The sequence below is a fragment of the Desulfovibrio sp. 3_1_syn3 genome (assembly GCF_000145315.2).
GTDB classification, from domain to species: Bacteria; Desulfobacterota; Desulfovibrionia; order Desulfovibrionales; family Desulfovibrionaceae; genus Desulfovibrio; species Desulfovibrio fairfieldensis.
The window spans coordinates 1,353,575-1,367,500 of record NZ_ADDR02000001.1 but is presented as its reverse complement, the minus strand read 5'-3'; the positions used below and the strand labels follow the sequence as shown (position 1 = coordinate 1,367,500).

General features: G+C 60.8%; 14 protein-coding genes (1 of these 14 running past the window's edge). 5 read left to right on the top strand and 9 right to left on the bottom strand.

Annotation, left to right across the window (positions count from 1 at the left end; translation table 11 throughout):
- On the bottom strand, positions 1–178 hold the start of the coding sequence (locus HMPREF0326_RS05755) for a lytic transglycosylase domain-containing protein (protein ID WP_008683612.1). Its footprint begins 1,484 nt before the window's first position; 178 of the gene's 1,662 nt are visible here — the first part of the coding sequence; its start codon is at positions 176–178; its stop codon lies off the left edge, out of view.
- Positions 179–321: 143 nt separating this feature from the next.
- Between HMPREF0326_RS05755 and HMPREF0326_RS05750 the strand changes: the two genes are divergently transcribed.
- From HMPREF0326_RS05750 to HMPREF0326_RS05740, 3 genes are all read left to right on the top strand, one after another.
- On the top strand, positions 322–1,116 hold the full coding sequence (locus HMPREF0326_RS05750) for a TrmH family RNA methyltransferase (protein ID WP_020990298.1): 795 nt from the start codon (positions 322–324) through the stop codon (positions 1,114–1,116).
- A gap of 409 nt (positions 1,117–1,525) precedes the next feature.
- Positions 1,526–2,446, top strand: coding sequence for a polysaccharide deacetylase family protein (locus HMPREF0326_RS05745; RefSeq protein ID WP_008683609.1), 921 nt, complete (start codon positions 1,526–1,528; stop codon positions 2,444–2,446).
- 153 nt (positions 2,447–2,599) lie between these two features.
- Positions 2,600–4,396 carry an ABC transporter substrate-binding protein gene (locus tag HMPREF0326_RS05740; RefSeq protein WP_008683608.1) on the top strand — a complete coding sequence of 599 codons (1,797 nt, stop codon included), beginning with the start codon at positions 2,600–2,602 and terminating at the stop codon, positions 4,394–4,396.
- A 207-nt stretch (positions 4,397–4,603) separates the two neighbouring features.
- Here HMPREF0326_RS05740 and HMPREF0326_RS05735 read toward each other — a convergent pair whose 3' ends face one another.
- Positions 4,604–5,665, bottom strand: coding sequence for an acyl-CoA--6-aminopenicillanic acid acyl-transferase (locus tag HMPREF0326_RS05735; RefSeq protein ID WP_008683607.1), 1,062 nt, complete (start codon positions 5,663–5,665; stop codon positions 4,604–4,606).
- Positions 5,666–6,414: 749 nt separating this feature from the next.
- Between HMPREF0326_RS05735 and HMPREF0326_RS05730 the strand changes: the two genes are divergently transcribed.
- Positions 6,415–7,962 (top strand): outer membrane homotrimeric porin, encoded by a 1,548-nt coding sequence (locus HMPREF0326_RS05730; protein ID WP_008683605.1) that lies wholly within the window; start codon positions 6,415–6,417, stop codon positions 7,960–7,962.
- Between the two features lie 363 nt (positions 7,963–8,325).
- Positions 8,326–8,895, top strand: coding sequence for a GNAT family N-acetyltransferase (locus tag HMPREF0326_RS05725; RefSeq protein WP_008683602.1), 570 nt, complete (start codon positions 8,326–8,328; stop codon positions 8,893–8,895).
- A gap of 37 nt (positions 8,896–8,932) precedes the next feature.
- Here HMPREF0326_RS05725 and fliQ read toward each other — a convergent pair whose 3' ends face one another.
- From fliQ to era, 7 genes are all read right to left on the bottom strand, one after another.
- Positions 8,933–9,202: a flagellar biosynthesis protein FliQ gene (gene fliQ / locus HMPREF0326_RS05720; RefSeq protein ID WP_008683600.1), complete on the bottom strand. Its 270-nt coding sequence runs from the start codon at positions 9,200–9,202 to the stop codon at positions 8,933–8,935.
- 151 nt (positions 9,203–9,353) lie between these two features.
- A complete protein-coding gene (gene fliP / locus HMPREF0326_RS05715; RefSeq protein ID WP_009303931.1) occupies positions 9,354–10,151 on the bottom strand; it encodes a flagellar type III secretion system pore protein FliP in 798 nt (265 codons plus the stop codon).
- On the bottom strand, positions 10,060–10,683 hold the full coding sequence (fliO, locus tag HMPREF0326_RS15500) for a flagellar biosynthetic protein FliO (RefSeq protein WP_008683596.1): 624 nt from the start codon (positions 10,681–10,683) through the stop codon (positions 10,060–10,062). Before fliO ends, fliP begins: the two co-directional genes overlap by 92 nt.
- Entirely contained in the window at positions 10,676–11,260 is a 585-nt protein-coding gene (fliN, locus tag HMPREF0326_RS05705; RefSeq protein WP_008683593.1) for a flagellar motor switch protein FliN, read from the bottom strand. The genes fliO and fliN overlap by 8 nt, the downstream gene beginning before the upstream one ends.
- A 213-nt stretch (positions 11,261–11,473) precedes the next feature.
- Positions 11,474–12,127 carry a flagellar basal body-associated FliL family protein gene (locus HMPREF0326_RS05700; protein WP_009303933.1) on the bottom strand — a complete coding sequence of 218 codons (654 nt, stop codon included), beginning with the start codon at positions 12,125–12,127 and terminating at the stop codon, positions 11,474–11,476.
- Positions 12,128–12,211: 84 nt separating this feature from the next.
- The gene (locus HMPREF0326_RS05695) at positions 12,212–12,931 is read right to left on the bottom strand and encodes a YggS family pyridoxal phosphate-dependent enzyme (protein WP_008683587.1); all 720 of its coding nucleotides are present in this window, start codon (positions 12,929–12,931) and stop codon (positions 12,212–12,214) included.
- Between the two features lie 5 nt (positions 12,932–12,936).
- Positions 12,937–13,860: a GTPase Era gene (era, locus tag HMPREF0326_RS05690; protein WP_008683585.1), complete on the bottom strand. Its 924-nt coding sequence runs from the start codon at positions 13,858–13,860 to the stop codon at positions 12,937–12,939.
- Positions 13,861–13,926: the final 66 nt, after the last annotated feature.

The window sequence follows — 13,926 nt, the reverse complement described above, 5'->3', positions numbered from 1 at the left end:
GTTCAGTCCGGGTTAAAGGAGAAGCGCTTTCGTCGTCGGGCAGCATGAGGGACGGGGTGGAAACCTCCGGCCCTTTGCCCTGGCGCGTGGCGCAGCCGCCCGCCAACAGCAGGCAGAAAGCCGCAACCAGCAGCCAGAACGCCCCCGGCGCGCGAAAACTTGTTGTATGTTGTGCCATATATTCACTCCCGTTTACCGCCCGGCTTGCCTTCAACCGGGAAGATGCGTACACAGGCCGGAATGCGCGCCGCGCCTTGCGGCGTCCCTTCCAACCCTGGCCGCCCGTCAGCGGCCGTCAAAATTCTCCAGCCGGAGACGCCCATGAATGATCACTCTGACGACGCCCCGCTCTTGCCGGGGCTGAAACCCGTGCTGGAACTGCTCGCCTCCGAGCCCCAGCGCGTTGATCTTGTTTTCTGCAAAAAGGGCCTGCACGGCCCTGAAGCGCGGGAGGTGCAGAACCTCTGCCGTCAAAACGGCGTACGCTTCAGCCTGGTGGACGGCGCGGCACTGGACCGCCTTTGCCGGGGCCCGCGCCAGGGGCGCGACGCCGTGGCCCACCAGGGGGTGGTAGCCCGCTTGGCCGTTACCGGCTTCTGCGGACTGGAAGAATTGCTGGCCGCCGTGCCCGACGCGCCCCTGCCCCTGCTGCTGGCCCTGGACCAGGTGCAGGATCCCGGCAATGTGGGCACGCTCTGCCGCACGCTCTACGCCTTGGGCGGAGCGGGCCTGCTGCTGCCCCGGCACAACAGCGCCTACCTGGGCCCCGCCGCCCGGCGGGCCGCCGCCGGGGCTTTGGAGCATCTGCCCGTGGCCCAGGTGACCAACTTGGCCCACGCCCTGGACAGCGCCGAGGAAGCGGGCCTGACCATTTACGGCGCGGGCGGCGCGCCCGACCCCAACAGCCTGGACGCCTTTGCGGACGGCCTGCGCCTCCCCGCAGTGCTGGTGCTCGGCAATGAGGACAAGGGCCTGCGGCCCGGCGTGGCCAAGCGCTGCGCGCATATGCTGCGCATTCCGCTGGCCCGGCCTTTTGATTCCCTCAACGTGGCCCAGGCCGGAGCCGTGCTGCTGGGCCTGGCCGCGGCGGCACGCTCTCGGGGCTCTGTAGTGTAGTTCGGCGGGGAGACAAAAAACTATAGAGCTGAAATAAAATCAGCCGGAAGTATTCTTTTCCGGACGAACGACGCCCCTAATAAACATGAAAAAAGGAGGACTGTACAGAGTCCTCCTTTTATTTTTTATTCAATATAAAGTGTATATTCTTTCTAAATTCTATCTAGAAATTATTTATAGAGCGCATTCTGATCATATCGAGCCCATTCAGATAAGGCCTTCAGTGCGTTTGCCGTCTGACGGCACTGTGGCGAACCGCCGCCCGGCGGCGTGGTTTTGCGAATTACGCATGTTTCCGTATTCCCTGAAGGCGTCCGGCACGCTAATAAATTATCATGTTGGAAGAAGAGGGTCTGGCGGCCGGGTAGTAGCCTGCCGCCGTCCATAACGCACAACTCAGGAGGAAATCATGGGTAAACTCAATCTCCCTGCCGGTAAAAAGATTGCCGTTAACCTCGGCGTAGATGTCGACGCCCAATCTCTCTGGCTTGGCGGATTCAACAGGCCCTCGCCCTCCTTCATGTCGCGCGGCGAATTCGGCGCGGCGGTCGGGATCCCCCGGCTGGTCAAGCTGTTCAAAAAATACGACGTCCGCAGCACCTTCTTTACCCCGGGTCATACTGCGGACACGTTCCCCAACGAGTGCAAGCTGTTCTTGGACGCCGGACATGAACTCGCGCATCACGGCTACTATCATGAAAATCCCACACTCCTGGACCGCGACACGGAAAAACGCCTGATCGAGCTCTCCTTCAAGACATATCAGAAGCGATTCGGCATCAGGCCCGTGGGTTATCGCTCCCCCTACTGGGATTACAGCGAAAACACCCTGGACCTCATAGAAGAGTTCGGATTTCTCTATGACAGCAGTCTGATGGCCAGAGACAGCGTCGTCTATCGCCCCCAACGCTGGCAGATCCGCTGGGAGCAGGGCAACGTGGCCGGACCGGCCAGCAAGGTTCTCGAAGTTCCGGTCAGCTGGTACCTGGACGACTTCCCGGCCCTCGCCTACACCGGCAACCAGGAAGGGATGAACGACACGGAATCCGTGTTGCGGCGCTGGAAAGACATCTTTGACTACATCTACCACCATGAGGAAAACGGCATTTTCGCCACAGCCCTGCATCCACAGATTATCGGGCAGGCCCACCATATGGTCATGCTGGAGAAGCTGATCAACCACATCATGTCCTATGACGGCGTCTGGTTCGCCACCTGTGAGGAAATAACCAGGACATATGCGGATGACGCCGAAGACAAGCGTCTGATGGCCCTGTCTGACGCACGCGGCGTCGAGCCCATGCCCGCCGACTATAAGTGGCCAAAGTAACTTCTTATAATATTCTTCACAAATATGGCCGGTTAACCGGCCATATTTGTCTTTATATTGCTTTCAGCAATCATAGCATATAATTAAAATAGACAGGATTTGTTCCGGTAGAATCATCATATCGTCTCCCAGTTGCTCCAATAGGGGGTAAACATGGAAGATTTTTTCTGCCCTGCGTCGTCTCCGGATGCACCGGACTCTTCGCCGCCGGGCAACAGCGGCTCCCGGCCGTGCTGTATTTTCGTCCATGAAGACGGCGCGGTCGAGACCGCCTACGGCAAGGACGAGCTGATCAGCCATTGCAACAAGCCGGAACTTGTGTCGCTGGCGGTCGCCCTGCTCCGCTCGGAACATCCCCAGCTGCGGTTCAGCTATATCAAAAGCCGCAAATTCTGGCTGGCCATACGGATGCGGCCTGAACGCACGCGCTTTCCGGGCGCGCGCGTGGTCATGCAGTTCAGGCGCATTGATCCGCCCTGGGGCCTCAGCCTGCGTGAACTGGATGTACTGACTCTGCTCAGCGCCGGGCTGAGCAACCCCGACATTGCCCATGAACTCTTTCTCAGCCCGCGAACTGTCGCCAAGCATGTGGAAAATATTTTCATAAAACTTGCCGTCAAAAACCGCGTCCACGCGGTGCGGCTGGCCCTGGATCACGGCCTGGTACGCTATCCCACGCCCGGAAGCGGACATGGAGGCTGCTCCACCCTCAGAAGTCTGGAACGGACTATGGGCCAGACACAACTGTCCTCTCCCCGGGTGAAGCTGTGGAAGCCGCCGCCTCTCCTGATAGGCCTGCCCTTGCCGCTGAACGGACCGGGCAGCGCTGACGCCGCCGAAATGATCAACGGGGCCACTCTTGCCCTGCGGGAAATCAATGCCCGGGGCGGCGTCAACGGCCGGGAACTGCGCATTCTTACCGCAAATTATAATGTGCTGAGTCCGGAGTCGGTCAAAGCCGCGTGCGAACAATTCATCCACAATGAAGTGGACGCCATCTCGGCTGGCTATACCAGCGCTGAAACGGCCGTCCATAATATGATCGGAGCATACGGCGCACCCTATCTTCACTCCGCCACCATGGAAAGCGTGGTCAATAATGTGCGCCATTCTCCCACAAGACTGGGGAATATCTTCCAGGTCTGCGCCAGCGACGTGAAATACGGTCCCGGTCTGGCCCGTTTCATTCTGAGTCTTGAGGATTCAGGGACCTGGCGGCCCCCATGCAAGAAGGTGGCCGTGGTGATGACGCAATGGCCGGACCTGGATATCGGCCTGCCGGAAGCGGAAAAGATCCTTTCACCCAGGCACTGGAATATTGAGATCATATCTCCGCCCCACGACAGGGCCAGGGACTGGAAGGCGGTTTGTGACTTCCTCCAGCGTCTCGGCCCCGGCGTCATTGTTCTGGCTTCCTATCTTGTGGAGGACGGCATTGCTTTTCAGGCGGCCTTTTCGGGAAATCCCATTCCGGCGCTTGTCTATATGCTGTACAACCCCTCGGTGCCGAACTTCTGCATGGAACTGGGAAAGCGCGCGGAGGGAGTGCTTTGGGCCACAACGTCAGGAATTTACAGAGACAGCATCGGCATGCGCTTCAGGCGGATGTACAGGGAGGCGTTCGGCGAGACGGCCGGTCAATCCCATGCGGGCCTTGCGTATGACAGGATTCATATCCTCGCCAATGCCTGGGCGCGGGTGGGCAATCCCCGTCAGTTCCGCAATGTGGTGCGGGATTTGCGCACCATGGTGCACAGAGGCGTGAACGGCGCATACTTTTTCGGCGGAGAAGGCCAGGTCGGCCTCGCTTTTCCCGATGACACCATGGATCCGTCCATCAGCAAAGCGCATCTTGTTTTTCAGGTGCAGGACGGCGTACACCGGATTCTCTGCCCGGCACCGTACAGAAACGGCAGCTTCCGCCTGCCCGCCTGGTACCGGGATGCATAGAACAGGCGCACGCTGAGATTGTACAATCTCAGCGTGTTGAAGACGCCCGCTCCGGCATGTAATCGCGCACATGCATTGGGCCTGTGCCTTCGTTGCGGCCGACTGTTTCCGCAGCCGGAGCAATTTCACGTTGAAATTGCTCCGGTTCATGCGATCCCGACGTACCGGAAACGGGCCGTGGCTCCCTTCCGATACGCTGCGGAGGCGTTACGGCTTGAGGTAGAAGGGATAGGCCGGGCCTTCACACGGATTTGCGTTGGTTACCCACATGGCTTTGGCGGCAAGATCCATGGCAACGCCGTAGATGGTACAGAAACGGCTCATCGGCGCATCTTCGGGATCTTCATGACTGCAGATGGAGTCCGGGAAGTTCACGTGATTTGAGAAGATCGTCCACACGTCTTCCATGCTGAACTGCTCCGCATGGTTGAGCGTCTGCCGCCGCAGCATGTTATAGCGGATGAACGTGCAGGGAAGCGAGGCCTTGAGCGTATCCTCTCCGGTGAACAGCGGCGAGAGGTAATGATTGGTGTGGCACAGCGGCTCTTTCTCCGCCATGATCACATCAAAATTGTCCGGCGTATATTCAAAGCTCAAGACCACCCCGGCGGCGCTGCCGATGGTGAAAGAGCCGGTTCCGGCGCGCTTGGGCGACGTCAGCCTGTTCAGGGCATTGCTGATGGATTTGGAATTGAGAATGCCGCGATAGAGAATGTGCAGGGGTATGCCTATCTGCCCCCGCCCCACGCTGAGCGCATTGAGGCAGACGCCCAGCCCGCTGGAATTGATGCCCTTGCCGCCGACCATACCCGCTTCGGAAACCGTGAGGATGGTCGGAAGAGGTTCCTGGTGAATTTCCAGAATAACCGTTGCGGGGCGGCACTCTATCAGCCAGTCCCAGGTCTGGGCCAGGATAGTTTTGCCGTTGGCCTGTTCCGGCAGCAGCGCGAGCGTGCTGCAGCCGTCGGGCAGGGCAAACATCAGTTCGCTCCGGCAGTTCAGGGCCAAAATATCGCCATAGCCGAGGCCGCAGCCCTCCGCAATGCCCTGCATTTCTTCCAGGGCGTCGGGAAGATACTTTGCAATGGAATCTTCAAAGCGCAGCGCTTTCTTTTTGGCATCCTCCCAACTCAACGCCGCGTAGACATTAAAAAGCTTGGCATACAGGTCGAGACTGACGCGGATCTGTTTGCCTGCGGCTTCGCCATGTTGCCTGCCGCGCTCACGCGGGCCGCCCGTCAGAATGATGTGGGGAAAATTCGATGCCATGACTACCTCCTTGCCTCATGTGACCCGCTTTCTGGCAACTGCGGGATGACCGGAAATTGCCGGGGAAAAATTCCCCGGATTCCAACGGGCATAGAGCATATTGCCTTTGAAACGCTTCGCTTTTCAAAGGCTCATTCAGCCGGAAAACGTGATTATCGCAGCTGTCGATCTCCGTATGGCTCCGGTGTCGCCAACGAGGACGGCCGGACTGCCTTCGGCTGCTTCGGCTGAATCCACGCCGCTTCGCGGCGTGCCGCACGGTGGACGGTGTTAGAGCATTTCAAAGTTGCAATGCTCTGGCAGAAGCATAGCTATGCCGAGCGGCAAGGGAAATACGGAAAGATACGTATCCTGCGTCCCAAACGCCTCCCCGCCCCAAGCGTCCGGCATGCCCGCCGGTCCGGTCATTTTTGGCCTCCACAACCCATCCCCACCCACGGCAGAAACATCCGCTTGCAACGGCGTGTTGTCCGGAGGCCGAATTCGGCATCACAGCTGTTGCTGTTTCGGCTGACCGGAAAAAGTACGCATGTTTCCTTATTTTCTTGCTTCGTTGTTCAACTATGCTTTTACGGAATCTGCCCAAACAAACGACACGGCATCCCGACCCTGCTGTTCAGACCGTTCCTGACGCCGTTGCACCAAACCGGGAGGAGACGCCGGAACACTGATTATGCCCCATGCGGGGCTCCACCTTCGGCAAGCGTAGCCGAGCGGACGTGAAGCACATCATCCAGAGGGAGGAGGCCATGAAGCGTATCTGTACACTGTTTTTAGCCGTCGGCATGCTGCTGGGCGCAGTCACGGGGGCAAACGCCATTGACTTCAAGGCCAGGGGGCAGTGGCTGATGGGCTTCGGCGCGGCCGACGACAAGCTGATCCGCAAAAGCCGAAAAGGCGCTGTGGAGACGAAACGCGGCACCAATGACGCCTTCACGGCCGTGCAGCGTGTTCGCCTGCAGCTGGATGCCGTGGCCTCGGAAGCCCTGGCCGGCACGGTTATCTTTGAAATCGGCGATCAGATCTGGGGACAGGCCGGTACCGGCGGTGCACTGGGTGCGGACGGCAGCACTGTGGTGGAAGTCCAGCGCGCCTACATCGACTGGACCATGCCCGACAGCTCTCTCAAACTCCGCATGGGCATCCAGGACGTCATACTGCCCAATGCGGCGGGGGGCACCGCTGTGCTGCTCAGCGAGGGGGCGGCGGCTCTCGTCGCCTCCTGTCAGTTCAACGAAAATCTGGGCCTCACCGCCCTGTGGACGCGTCCGGCCAACGACAACTATGACGGCGGATCAAAGAGACATGCAAACTATCTGGACAGCATTGATCTTTTCGCCCTGACCCTGCCCGTCAGTCTGGACGGCTTTGAAATAACCCCCTGGGCCATGTACGGCATTCAGGGCAAAAACGCCCTCAAGGGCTACAAGGACGGTAGTCCCAATGCCTGGTTCACCGCCGACGGCAATATGAACTTCACTCTGCGTCCCTATTTCGGCGACAAGTACAATACCAATGCGCCGAACGGCGGCATCAACGGCACAGGCAAGGCCTACGGCTCCATGTTCTGGGCCGGACTGCCCTTTTCCGTCACGGCATGGGATCCGTTGAACGTCGAAGTTGACCTCAACTATGGGTATGTGGAAGCCATGGGCCGGTATGATACCTTCAAGGGCGGCAGAGAACGCAAGTACGGCAGCACCCGGAGTCAGGGCTGGCTGGCCAAAGCCCTGGTGGAATACAGACTGGATTGGGGCGTTCCCGGCGTCTTCGGCTGGTATGCCTCGGGTGACGACGGCAATGTGAAGAACGGCTCCGAACGCATGCCCTCCATTCAGCCCGCCAATGTCTTTACCTCCTTCCTGGGCGCGGGCAACTATGACTGGATGTGGGTCGAATACGGCCTGAACTACGCGGGCACCTGGGGCCTCGGCCTGCAAATCCGCGACATCAGCTTTGTGGAAGATCTGAAGCACACCATCCGCGCGGCCTGGTGGGGCGGCACTAACAGCCCCTCCATGGTCAAATACATGGGCGACGCCTATTCTTGGGAGTACGGCTGGAGCCGCGACAGCTACTGGGGCCGAGGCCCTTATCTGACCACCAACGACGGTTTGCTGGAAATCAACTGGATCAATACCTACAAAATGTATGAAAACCTCAAGATCAACCTGGAGCTGGGCTACGTGGCCAATTTCATGGACAACGGCACCTGGAGCAAGTCTGGAATCCGTGATTCCTCTTTCCAGAAGCAGGATGCCTGGAAAGCCCAGTTGATCTTCGCCTACAGTTTCTAATTTTAGTTTCCGAAGCCAAGCTCCGCTGAAAATCAGCGGTTGCGGCACGGGCCGGATACACCAGTCACAGCTCCGGGCCTGTCTGTTGTCCCGGTCCGCGTTGCGGCGCCGCCTCCACAAAAGTGTTGATTAGTATGTACGGTTGGGGATAGTGCTGGTCAGGCCGCAGATGAAGGACGATTTTCCATCGGCGGACCATGAGCGAATTTCAGCCGCCGCCATCATAAAAAACAGCCTGAAGGACAGGGAAAGCGCCACGGTCGGCTGCGCCATCCGTGGGCGCCGATTCGCTCCGCTGATAACGCAGATATGCATCTCGATGTGAAAAGGCTCTGATGTCAAGACCGCCAACAGGGAGCAAACATGAACGTCCGCTGGGCGCGGCCCCAAGACAGCGCGGCGCTGCTGCGCATTTACGCACAATACATCGACACTCCGGTGACCTTTGAGTACACCCTGCCTTCGGAGAACGAATTCGCCGCGCGTATCGGCGCCATTTCAGCGGAGTATCCGTATCTGGTCTGTGAGGAAGACGGCGAAACGCTCGGCTACGCTTACGCCCACCGACAGGCCGAGCGCGAGGCGTATCAGTGGAACGCGGAATTATCCGTGTATCTCGATCCCGCCTCGACCTCGCGGGGCATCGGCGCACGGCTGTACCGCATGCTGCTGGACATTCTGCTTTTGCAGGGCGTCAGAACGGCATATGCCCTGGTCACGCTTCCCAACCGCAAAAGTGAGCGGCTGCACGCCTCTCTGGGCTTCCAGACGCTCACAATCCAGCGCAAGGCCGGTTTCAAAGGCGGCAGATGGCACGACGTTGCCTGGTATACAAAAGCCCTCGCTCCCCATGACGCCGATCCGCAGCCGATTTTGCCTGTGGACCGGATCAGTGCGGAGCGGCTGCAAGAGATCCTGAACACGCGTCCGTAAGCCTGCCCGGATAGACGCCGCCGCGCACCCGCCCGGATTATCTCACATAGGTGGGGATGTTGATGAACACGTCGCGGGTGAAGGTGATCATCCGCTCCATGAGCCAGGGCAGAGCCAGCAGCAGGGCAATGAACATGCAGACGATTTTGGGGATGAAGGTCAGGGTCATTTCCTGAATCTGGGTGGCCGCCTGGATCACGCTGACCACCACGCCCACGCCCAGGCCCACGCCCAGCATGGGCAGGGCCATCATCAGACAGAGTTCAATGGCCTGGCGGCCGAAACCGATGACGAAATCAGGAGACATCTGGCTGCCCTCCTCGGGAGCGGAAGTTAGAGCATTTTCACAATGAAATTACTCTGTACTGTCAAAATGCCCGGTCTTGTGAAACAAGGACCGCGAGATTTCCATAGGCGGGCTTTGCCCGCCGTAAAGCGCAAATCTCAAGCGTAATACTCTAAAGCAGAAAACTGTTGACCAGAGAGCCCACCAACAGATTCCAGCCGTCCACCATCACAAAGAGCAGGAGCTTGAAGGGCATGGAAACCATCATGGGCGGCAACATCATCATGCCCATGGCCAGCAGCACGCTGGAAATGACCATATCCAGCACAAGAAAGGGAATGTAGATCAGAAAGCCGATGGTGAAGGCCGTCTTGAGCTCGCTGATCACATAGGCGGCGGCCAGCAGCATGGTGGGCACTTCTTCCTTGTTCTTGGGAAGTTCCATCTGGGTGATGGCATAGAAGACCGAGAGGTCCTTCTCGCGGGTGTGCTTGAACATGAAGGTGCGCAACGGGGCCTGGGCCCGGTCCAGCGCCACCTTGTAGTCGATCTGTTCGTTGAGATAGGGTTGCAGGGCCTGATCGTTGATCTGCTTGCCCACCGGAAACATGATGACCACCGTCATAAAAATGGCGAGGCTGGCAAGGATCTGGGTGGGCGGCAGCTGCTGCACGCCCATGGCCTGACGCAGAAAGCTGAAGACGATGATGATGCGGGTGAAGCTGGTGACCGTGAGCATGATGGCCGGGGCCACGGAAAGCACGGTGAGCAGAAAGAGGATTTCCAGCAGCACCGAGACTTTCGTCGGTTCCGGCGCGCCGCCGGACAGCGTGAGGGACATGGCGGGCAGGCTGAGATCCTGCGCCGCGAAAGCCAGGTCAGGCAGCAGGATCAGCAGGCTTGCCGCCAGCAGGCCCGCCGCGCCGGGCTTCCTCCATGATCTCGTGAAAATCTGCGTCGTGCGGCTCATGGTACGCGTCTTCCTCCGTCAGAAGGGTGATCTGCTGGTCAGTAACCCCCAGCAGCAACCTTCTATTCAAGAAACGTACCACCATAAGTCCTTTGCGCGGTCCCAGCGGCATCTGGGCCTCCATGACCAGCGCGCCGCGCGGCAGGGCTCCCGGACGCGGCAGAAAATTGAACCGCCCGTAGCGCCGCACCAGCCAGACCAGCAGCCAGAGCACGGCCAGCAACAAAAAAAGGATGCCCACGGCCTGCATATAGCCGCCCCAACTGAACGAGCTCTGGCCGAGGCTGGAGACGTGGCCGCCCGCAACGGCCTGATTCGCGGCATGATCCGTCGCGCGCTCCACAGCCTGGCCCATGATCCGGCCCGCCTGCTCCAGACCGCGCGCCACATGCTCACCGGCTGCCCGGACCGCGTCCTCCAGGCCCATGGGCCGCGGAACCGCCGCAGCACCGTCCACCACGCCGCGCACCGCCTGGCCCGAAAGGCCGGGGGCAGTCGCGGCGGCCGCCACTGAAACGTACCGGCTAGCCAAGCTGCTTCACCCGCTCAATGGGACTGATGATGTCGGTGAGGCGCACGCCGAATTTCTCGTTGATGACCACAGCCTCGCCGCGCGCCACCAGTTTGCCGTTGACATAGACTTCCAGCGGCTCACCGGCCAGCTTGTTCAACTCCACCACCGAGCCCTGGCCCAGCTGGAGCAGTTCATTGATCAGCAGGCGGGTACGGCCCAACTCCGCCGAGACGTCCAGCGGGATGTCCAGGATGAAATCCAGCTCGCGTTTGAGCTTGTTGTCCCTGGGCTGGCGGGACATCTCGGTCATATCCTTGAAGTGGGCGTCCGTGGTCTGGCCGCCGCCTCCCGCGCCCGCGCCGCCGAAAGTGGACGGACCGCTTTTGTCCTCCTCATCCTCGGCCAGGGCTTCGGCCCACTGCGCGGCCAGAGTCTCGTCGTCCACGGGCGAACGCTCCTGGTCCCCGGCGGCGGCTCCGGCGTCCCCGGCCTCAGCCTCCGGCGCTCCGGTATCCCCGCCGGGCTGGCCGGCTTCTTCTTCCTCAAGCTGTGCCGCCCACTGCGCGGCCAAGGCTTCCTGATCGTCCTGCGACATGACGTACCTCGTTATCAGCTCCGTCGCGAGGGTCCGCGTTTGCGGCCCCGCCGGAGCGGCTTAGAGCGCTCTGACATTGAAAATATCCAAACGCTCTGTGCGGATTCTCGCGAAAAATCCGCGCCGCGAACGTATCGCAAGGCAAATTCATTTCGCCGTTACGCGAGACGTCCAAGCGCAAAATACGCTCGCGGAACAAGCACCGGCGCGGGCTTATTCCACCACAAAATCCGTAAAATAGACTCGGATCACGCGTTGCGCGCCCAGAATCTGATTGAGCCGCGCCGCCACTTCGGCCTTGAGCAGCACCTTGCCGTCGGGCGTGGCAATGTCCGTGAAACTCTTGCCCGCCAGCAACATGATGACGGCATCGCGGATGCGCGCATTCTGGGCTTTGAGCGCTTCCGACACGTCGGCATTGACTTCCACTTCCATGCCCAGCTTGAGATAACGCCGCCCGCCGGGGTCCGACAAGTTGACCGTGATGGGCGGCAGAGGCAGAACCAGGCCCGCGCTGCGGGGCAGATCGCTCTGGCGCTCGATGCGCGGCGCGTCGGCCGCGTTTCCGGCTGAGCCGGAGACCGGGGCTCCGGACGCGGGCGCGGACGGGACCGGTGTCGAGGCGCCGCCCGCTGCCGCCGAAGGGGCGGGGGCTTCCGTCTTGGCCGGAGCCGGCGCGTGGGCCGCGCCGCTGCCGGGCGTGCGCAGATACAGCCACCAGTACGCGCCAAGGCCCGCGCCGCTGAGCGTCATCAGCAGAATCGCCAAAAGAATGACGAGGCGCTTGGCTTTGGATTTCTTCTTGGGCTTTTCGGCCTGCCCTTCCGGCAGGGCCGGGGCTTCCCTGGCGCTGTCCTTGGCTGCCATATATACTTACTCCGGACGGGTTGAAACCGGCCTGACGGCTCAAGACCGGGCCGGTCTGAATCATGCAGGCTTTATGCCAAACAGTTATGTTCTGGGCGGGCGCGGCCCGAAAATATCCGTGCCGATGCGCACCAGGGTGGCGCCTTCGGCCACCGCCGCCTCAAAATCCCCGCTCATGCCCATGGAAAGCTCGGGCAGGGGCAGGCCCAGTCGCGCGCGCAACTCCTCACACAGGACGCGCAGACGCGCGAAGTGCGGCCGTGCCGCTTCGCCCGCGTCGAAGACCGGCGGCAGGCACATCAGGCCGCGCAGTTCCAGATGCGGGCAGTTCTCCACTATATAATCGGCCAGAACAGGCAGATCTTCAGCCATGATGCCGGATTTCTGCGGCTCGGCGGCCACGTTGACTTCCATGAGCACCGGCTGGCGCGCTTCCAGGACGGCCAGACGCCGTTCCAGGCCGTCAGCCAGCTTGCGTGAATCCAAGGTATGGATCAGGGCGAAGGCCCCGGCCACCTGGGCGGCCTTGCGGCTCTGGACGTGCCCGATCATATGCCAGCGCACGTTCCGGCAGGCGGGCTCGCCCGCCAGTTCCTCGCGCTTCTGCAGGGCCTCCTGCACGTAATTCTCGCCGAAATCCACCTGCCCGGCGCGGGCCACGGCGGCCACGTCAGCGGCCGGATGCAGCTTGGACACCGCGATCAGGGCCACGTCCTCCCGCCCGCGGCCCGCAGCCGCGCAGGCCGCGTCCAGCCGCTCCAGAACACGCGTATAACGCTCGCGCGATACGTCTTCGGTACTCATGCCCGCTACTCCGCCATAAGGCCCAGGTCGCGCAGAAAGGCCGGATCTTCCGTCCAGTGCTCGCGCACCTTGACCCAGAGTTCCAGATGCACCTTGCCGCCCACCAGCTCCTGGATGTCCTTGCGGGCCTCGCTGCCGATCTGTTTGATGGAAGCGCCCGCCCGCCCGATGACCATGGCCTTGTGCATGGGCCGGGCCACGTAAATCACGGCGTGGATCACGGTCTGGCCGCGCTCCTCGTCCTCTTCCCAACTTTCCACGTCCACGGCCACGGCATAGGGCACCTCCTGGCGCAGATGCAGAAAGAGCTTTTCGCGGATGATCTCGGCGGCCATGAAACGCAGGGAAGCGGTGGAAATCTGGTCCTCGGGGAACTGCGCGGGCCCTTCGGGCAGTTTGGAGCGGATCAGGGCTTTGAGCTCCGGCAGGCCGTCCCGACGCAGGGCCGAGGTCGGAAAGATGTCGGCCCTGGGCCACATTTCGTTCAGGCGGGTCAGCAGGGGCAGCATCCGGCTTTTATCGCTGAACAGGTCCACTTTGTTGACCACCACGATCATGGGCCGCTCGTCGCTGGCCAGGGCTTCGGCCACCGGGGCCAGATCCCGGTCCAGAAATTCCGGGTGCCGGATGTAAAGATGGGAATCCAGAATGGGCATGATCACGTCCGCCTGACCGAGGCTCTGCCAGACCGCCTGGATCATGGTTTTGCTCAAACGGCCGCGCACCTGGGTCAGGCCCGGCGTATCCATAAAGATGACCTGGGCCTCCTCGTCGGTGAGAATGCCCACGATCTGATTGCGCGTGGTCTGGGGTTTGGGCGTGACAATGGTCACTTTCTGGCCCAGCAGGGCGTTCAACAGCGTGGATTTTCCGGCATTGGGCGGGCCCATGAGCGCCACCCAGCCGCAACGATAGGTATGATCCGTCATTATCATCTCCCCGGCGGATCGCGGGCTGTGCGGGGCCGCCGTTAGATAGCGTGACCGCGCCGACGC

What these genes read in the sequence shown, in the direction of transcription:
- fliN (WP_008683593.1), bottom strand. Translation starts at nt 11,260, where the DNA reads ATGTCGCAGGACGATCAGGAAGCCTTGGCCGCGCAGTGGGCGGCACAG.
- HMPREF0326_RS05725 (WP_008683602.1), top strand. Translation starts at nt 8,326, where the DNA reads ATGAACGTCCGCTGGGCGCGGCCCCAAGACAGCGCGGCGCTGCTGCGC.
- HMPREF0326_RS05735 (WP_008683607.1), bottom strand. Translation starts at nt 5,665, where the DNA reads ATGGCATCGAATTTTCCCCACATCATTCTGACGGGCGGCCCGCGTGAG.
- HMPREF0326_RS05700 (WP_009303933.1), bottom strand. Translation starts at nt 12,127, where the DNA reads ATGGCAGCCAAGGACAGCGCCAGGGAAGCCCCGGCCCTGCCGGAAGGG.
- HMPREF0326_RS05740 (WP_008683608.1), top strand. Translation starts at nt 2,600, where the DNA reads ATGGAAGATTTTTTCTGCCCTGCGTCGTCTCCGGATGCACCGGACTCT.
- fliP (WP_009303931.1), bottom strand. Translation starts at nt 10,151, where the DNA reads ATGAGCCGCACGACGCAGATTTTCACGAGATCATGGAGGAAGCCCGGC.
- HMPREF0326_RS05695 (WP_008683587.1), bottom strand. Translation starts at nt 12,931, where the DNA reads ATGAGTACCGAAGACGTATCGCGCGAGCGTTATACGCGTGTTCTGGAG.
- HMPREF0326_RS05745 (WP_008683609.1), top strand. Translation starts at nt 1,526, where the DNA reads ATGGGTAAACTCAATCTCCCTGCCGGTAAAAAGATTGCCGTTAACCTC.
- HMPREF0326_RS05730 (WP_008683605.1), top strand. Translation starts at nt 6,415, where the DNA reads ATGAAGCGTATCTGTACACTGTTTTTAGCCGTCGGCATGCTGCTGGGC.
- fliQ (WP_008683600.1), bottom strand. Translation starts at nt 9,202, where the DNA reads ATGTCTCCTGATTTCGTCATCGGTTTCGGCCGCCAGGCCATTGAACTC.
- era (WP_008683585.1), bottom strand. Translation starts at nt 13,860, where the DNA reads ATGACGGATCATACCTATCGTTGCGGCTGGGTGGCGCTCATGGGCCCG.
- HMPREF0326_RS05750 (WP_020990298.1), top strand. Translation starts at nt 322, where the DNA reads ATGAATGATCACTCTGACGACGCCCCGCTCTTGCCGGGGCTGAAACCC.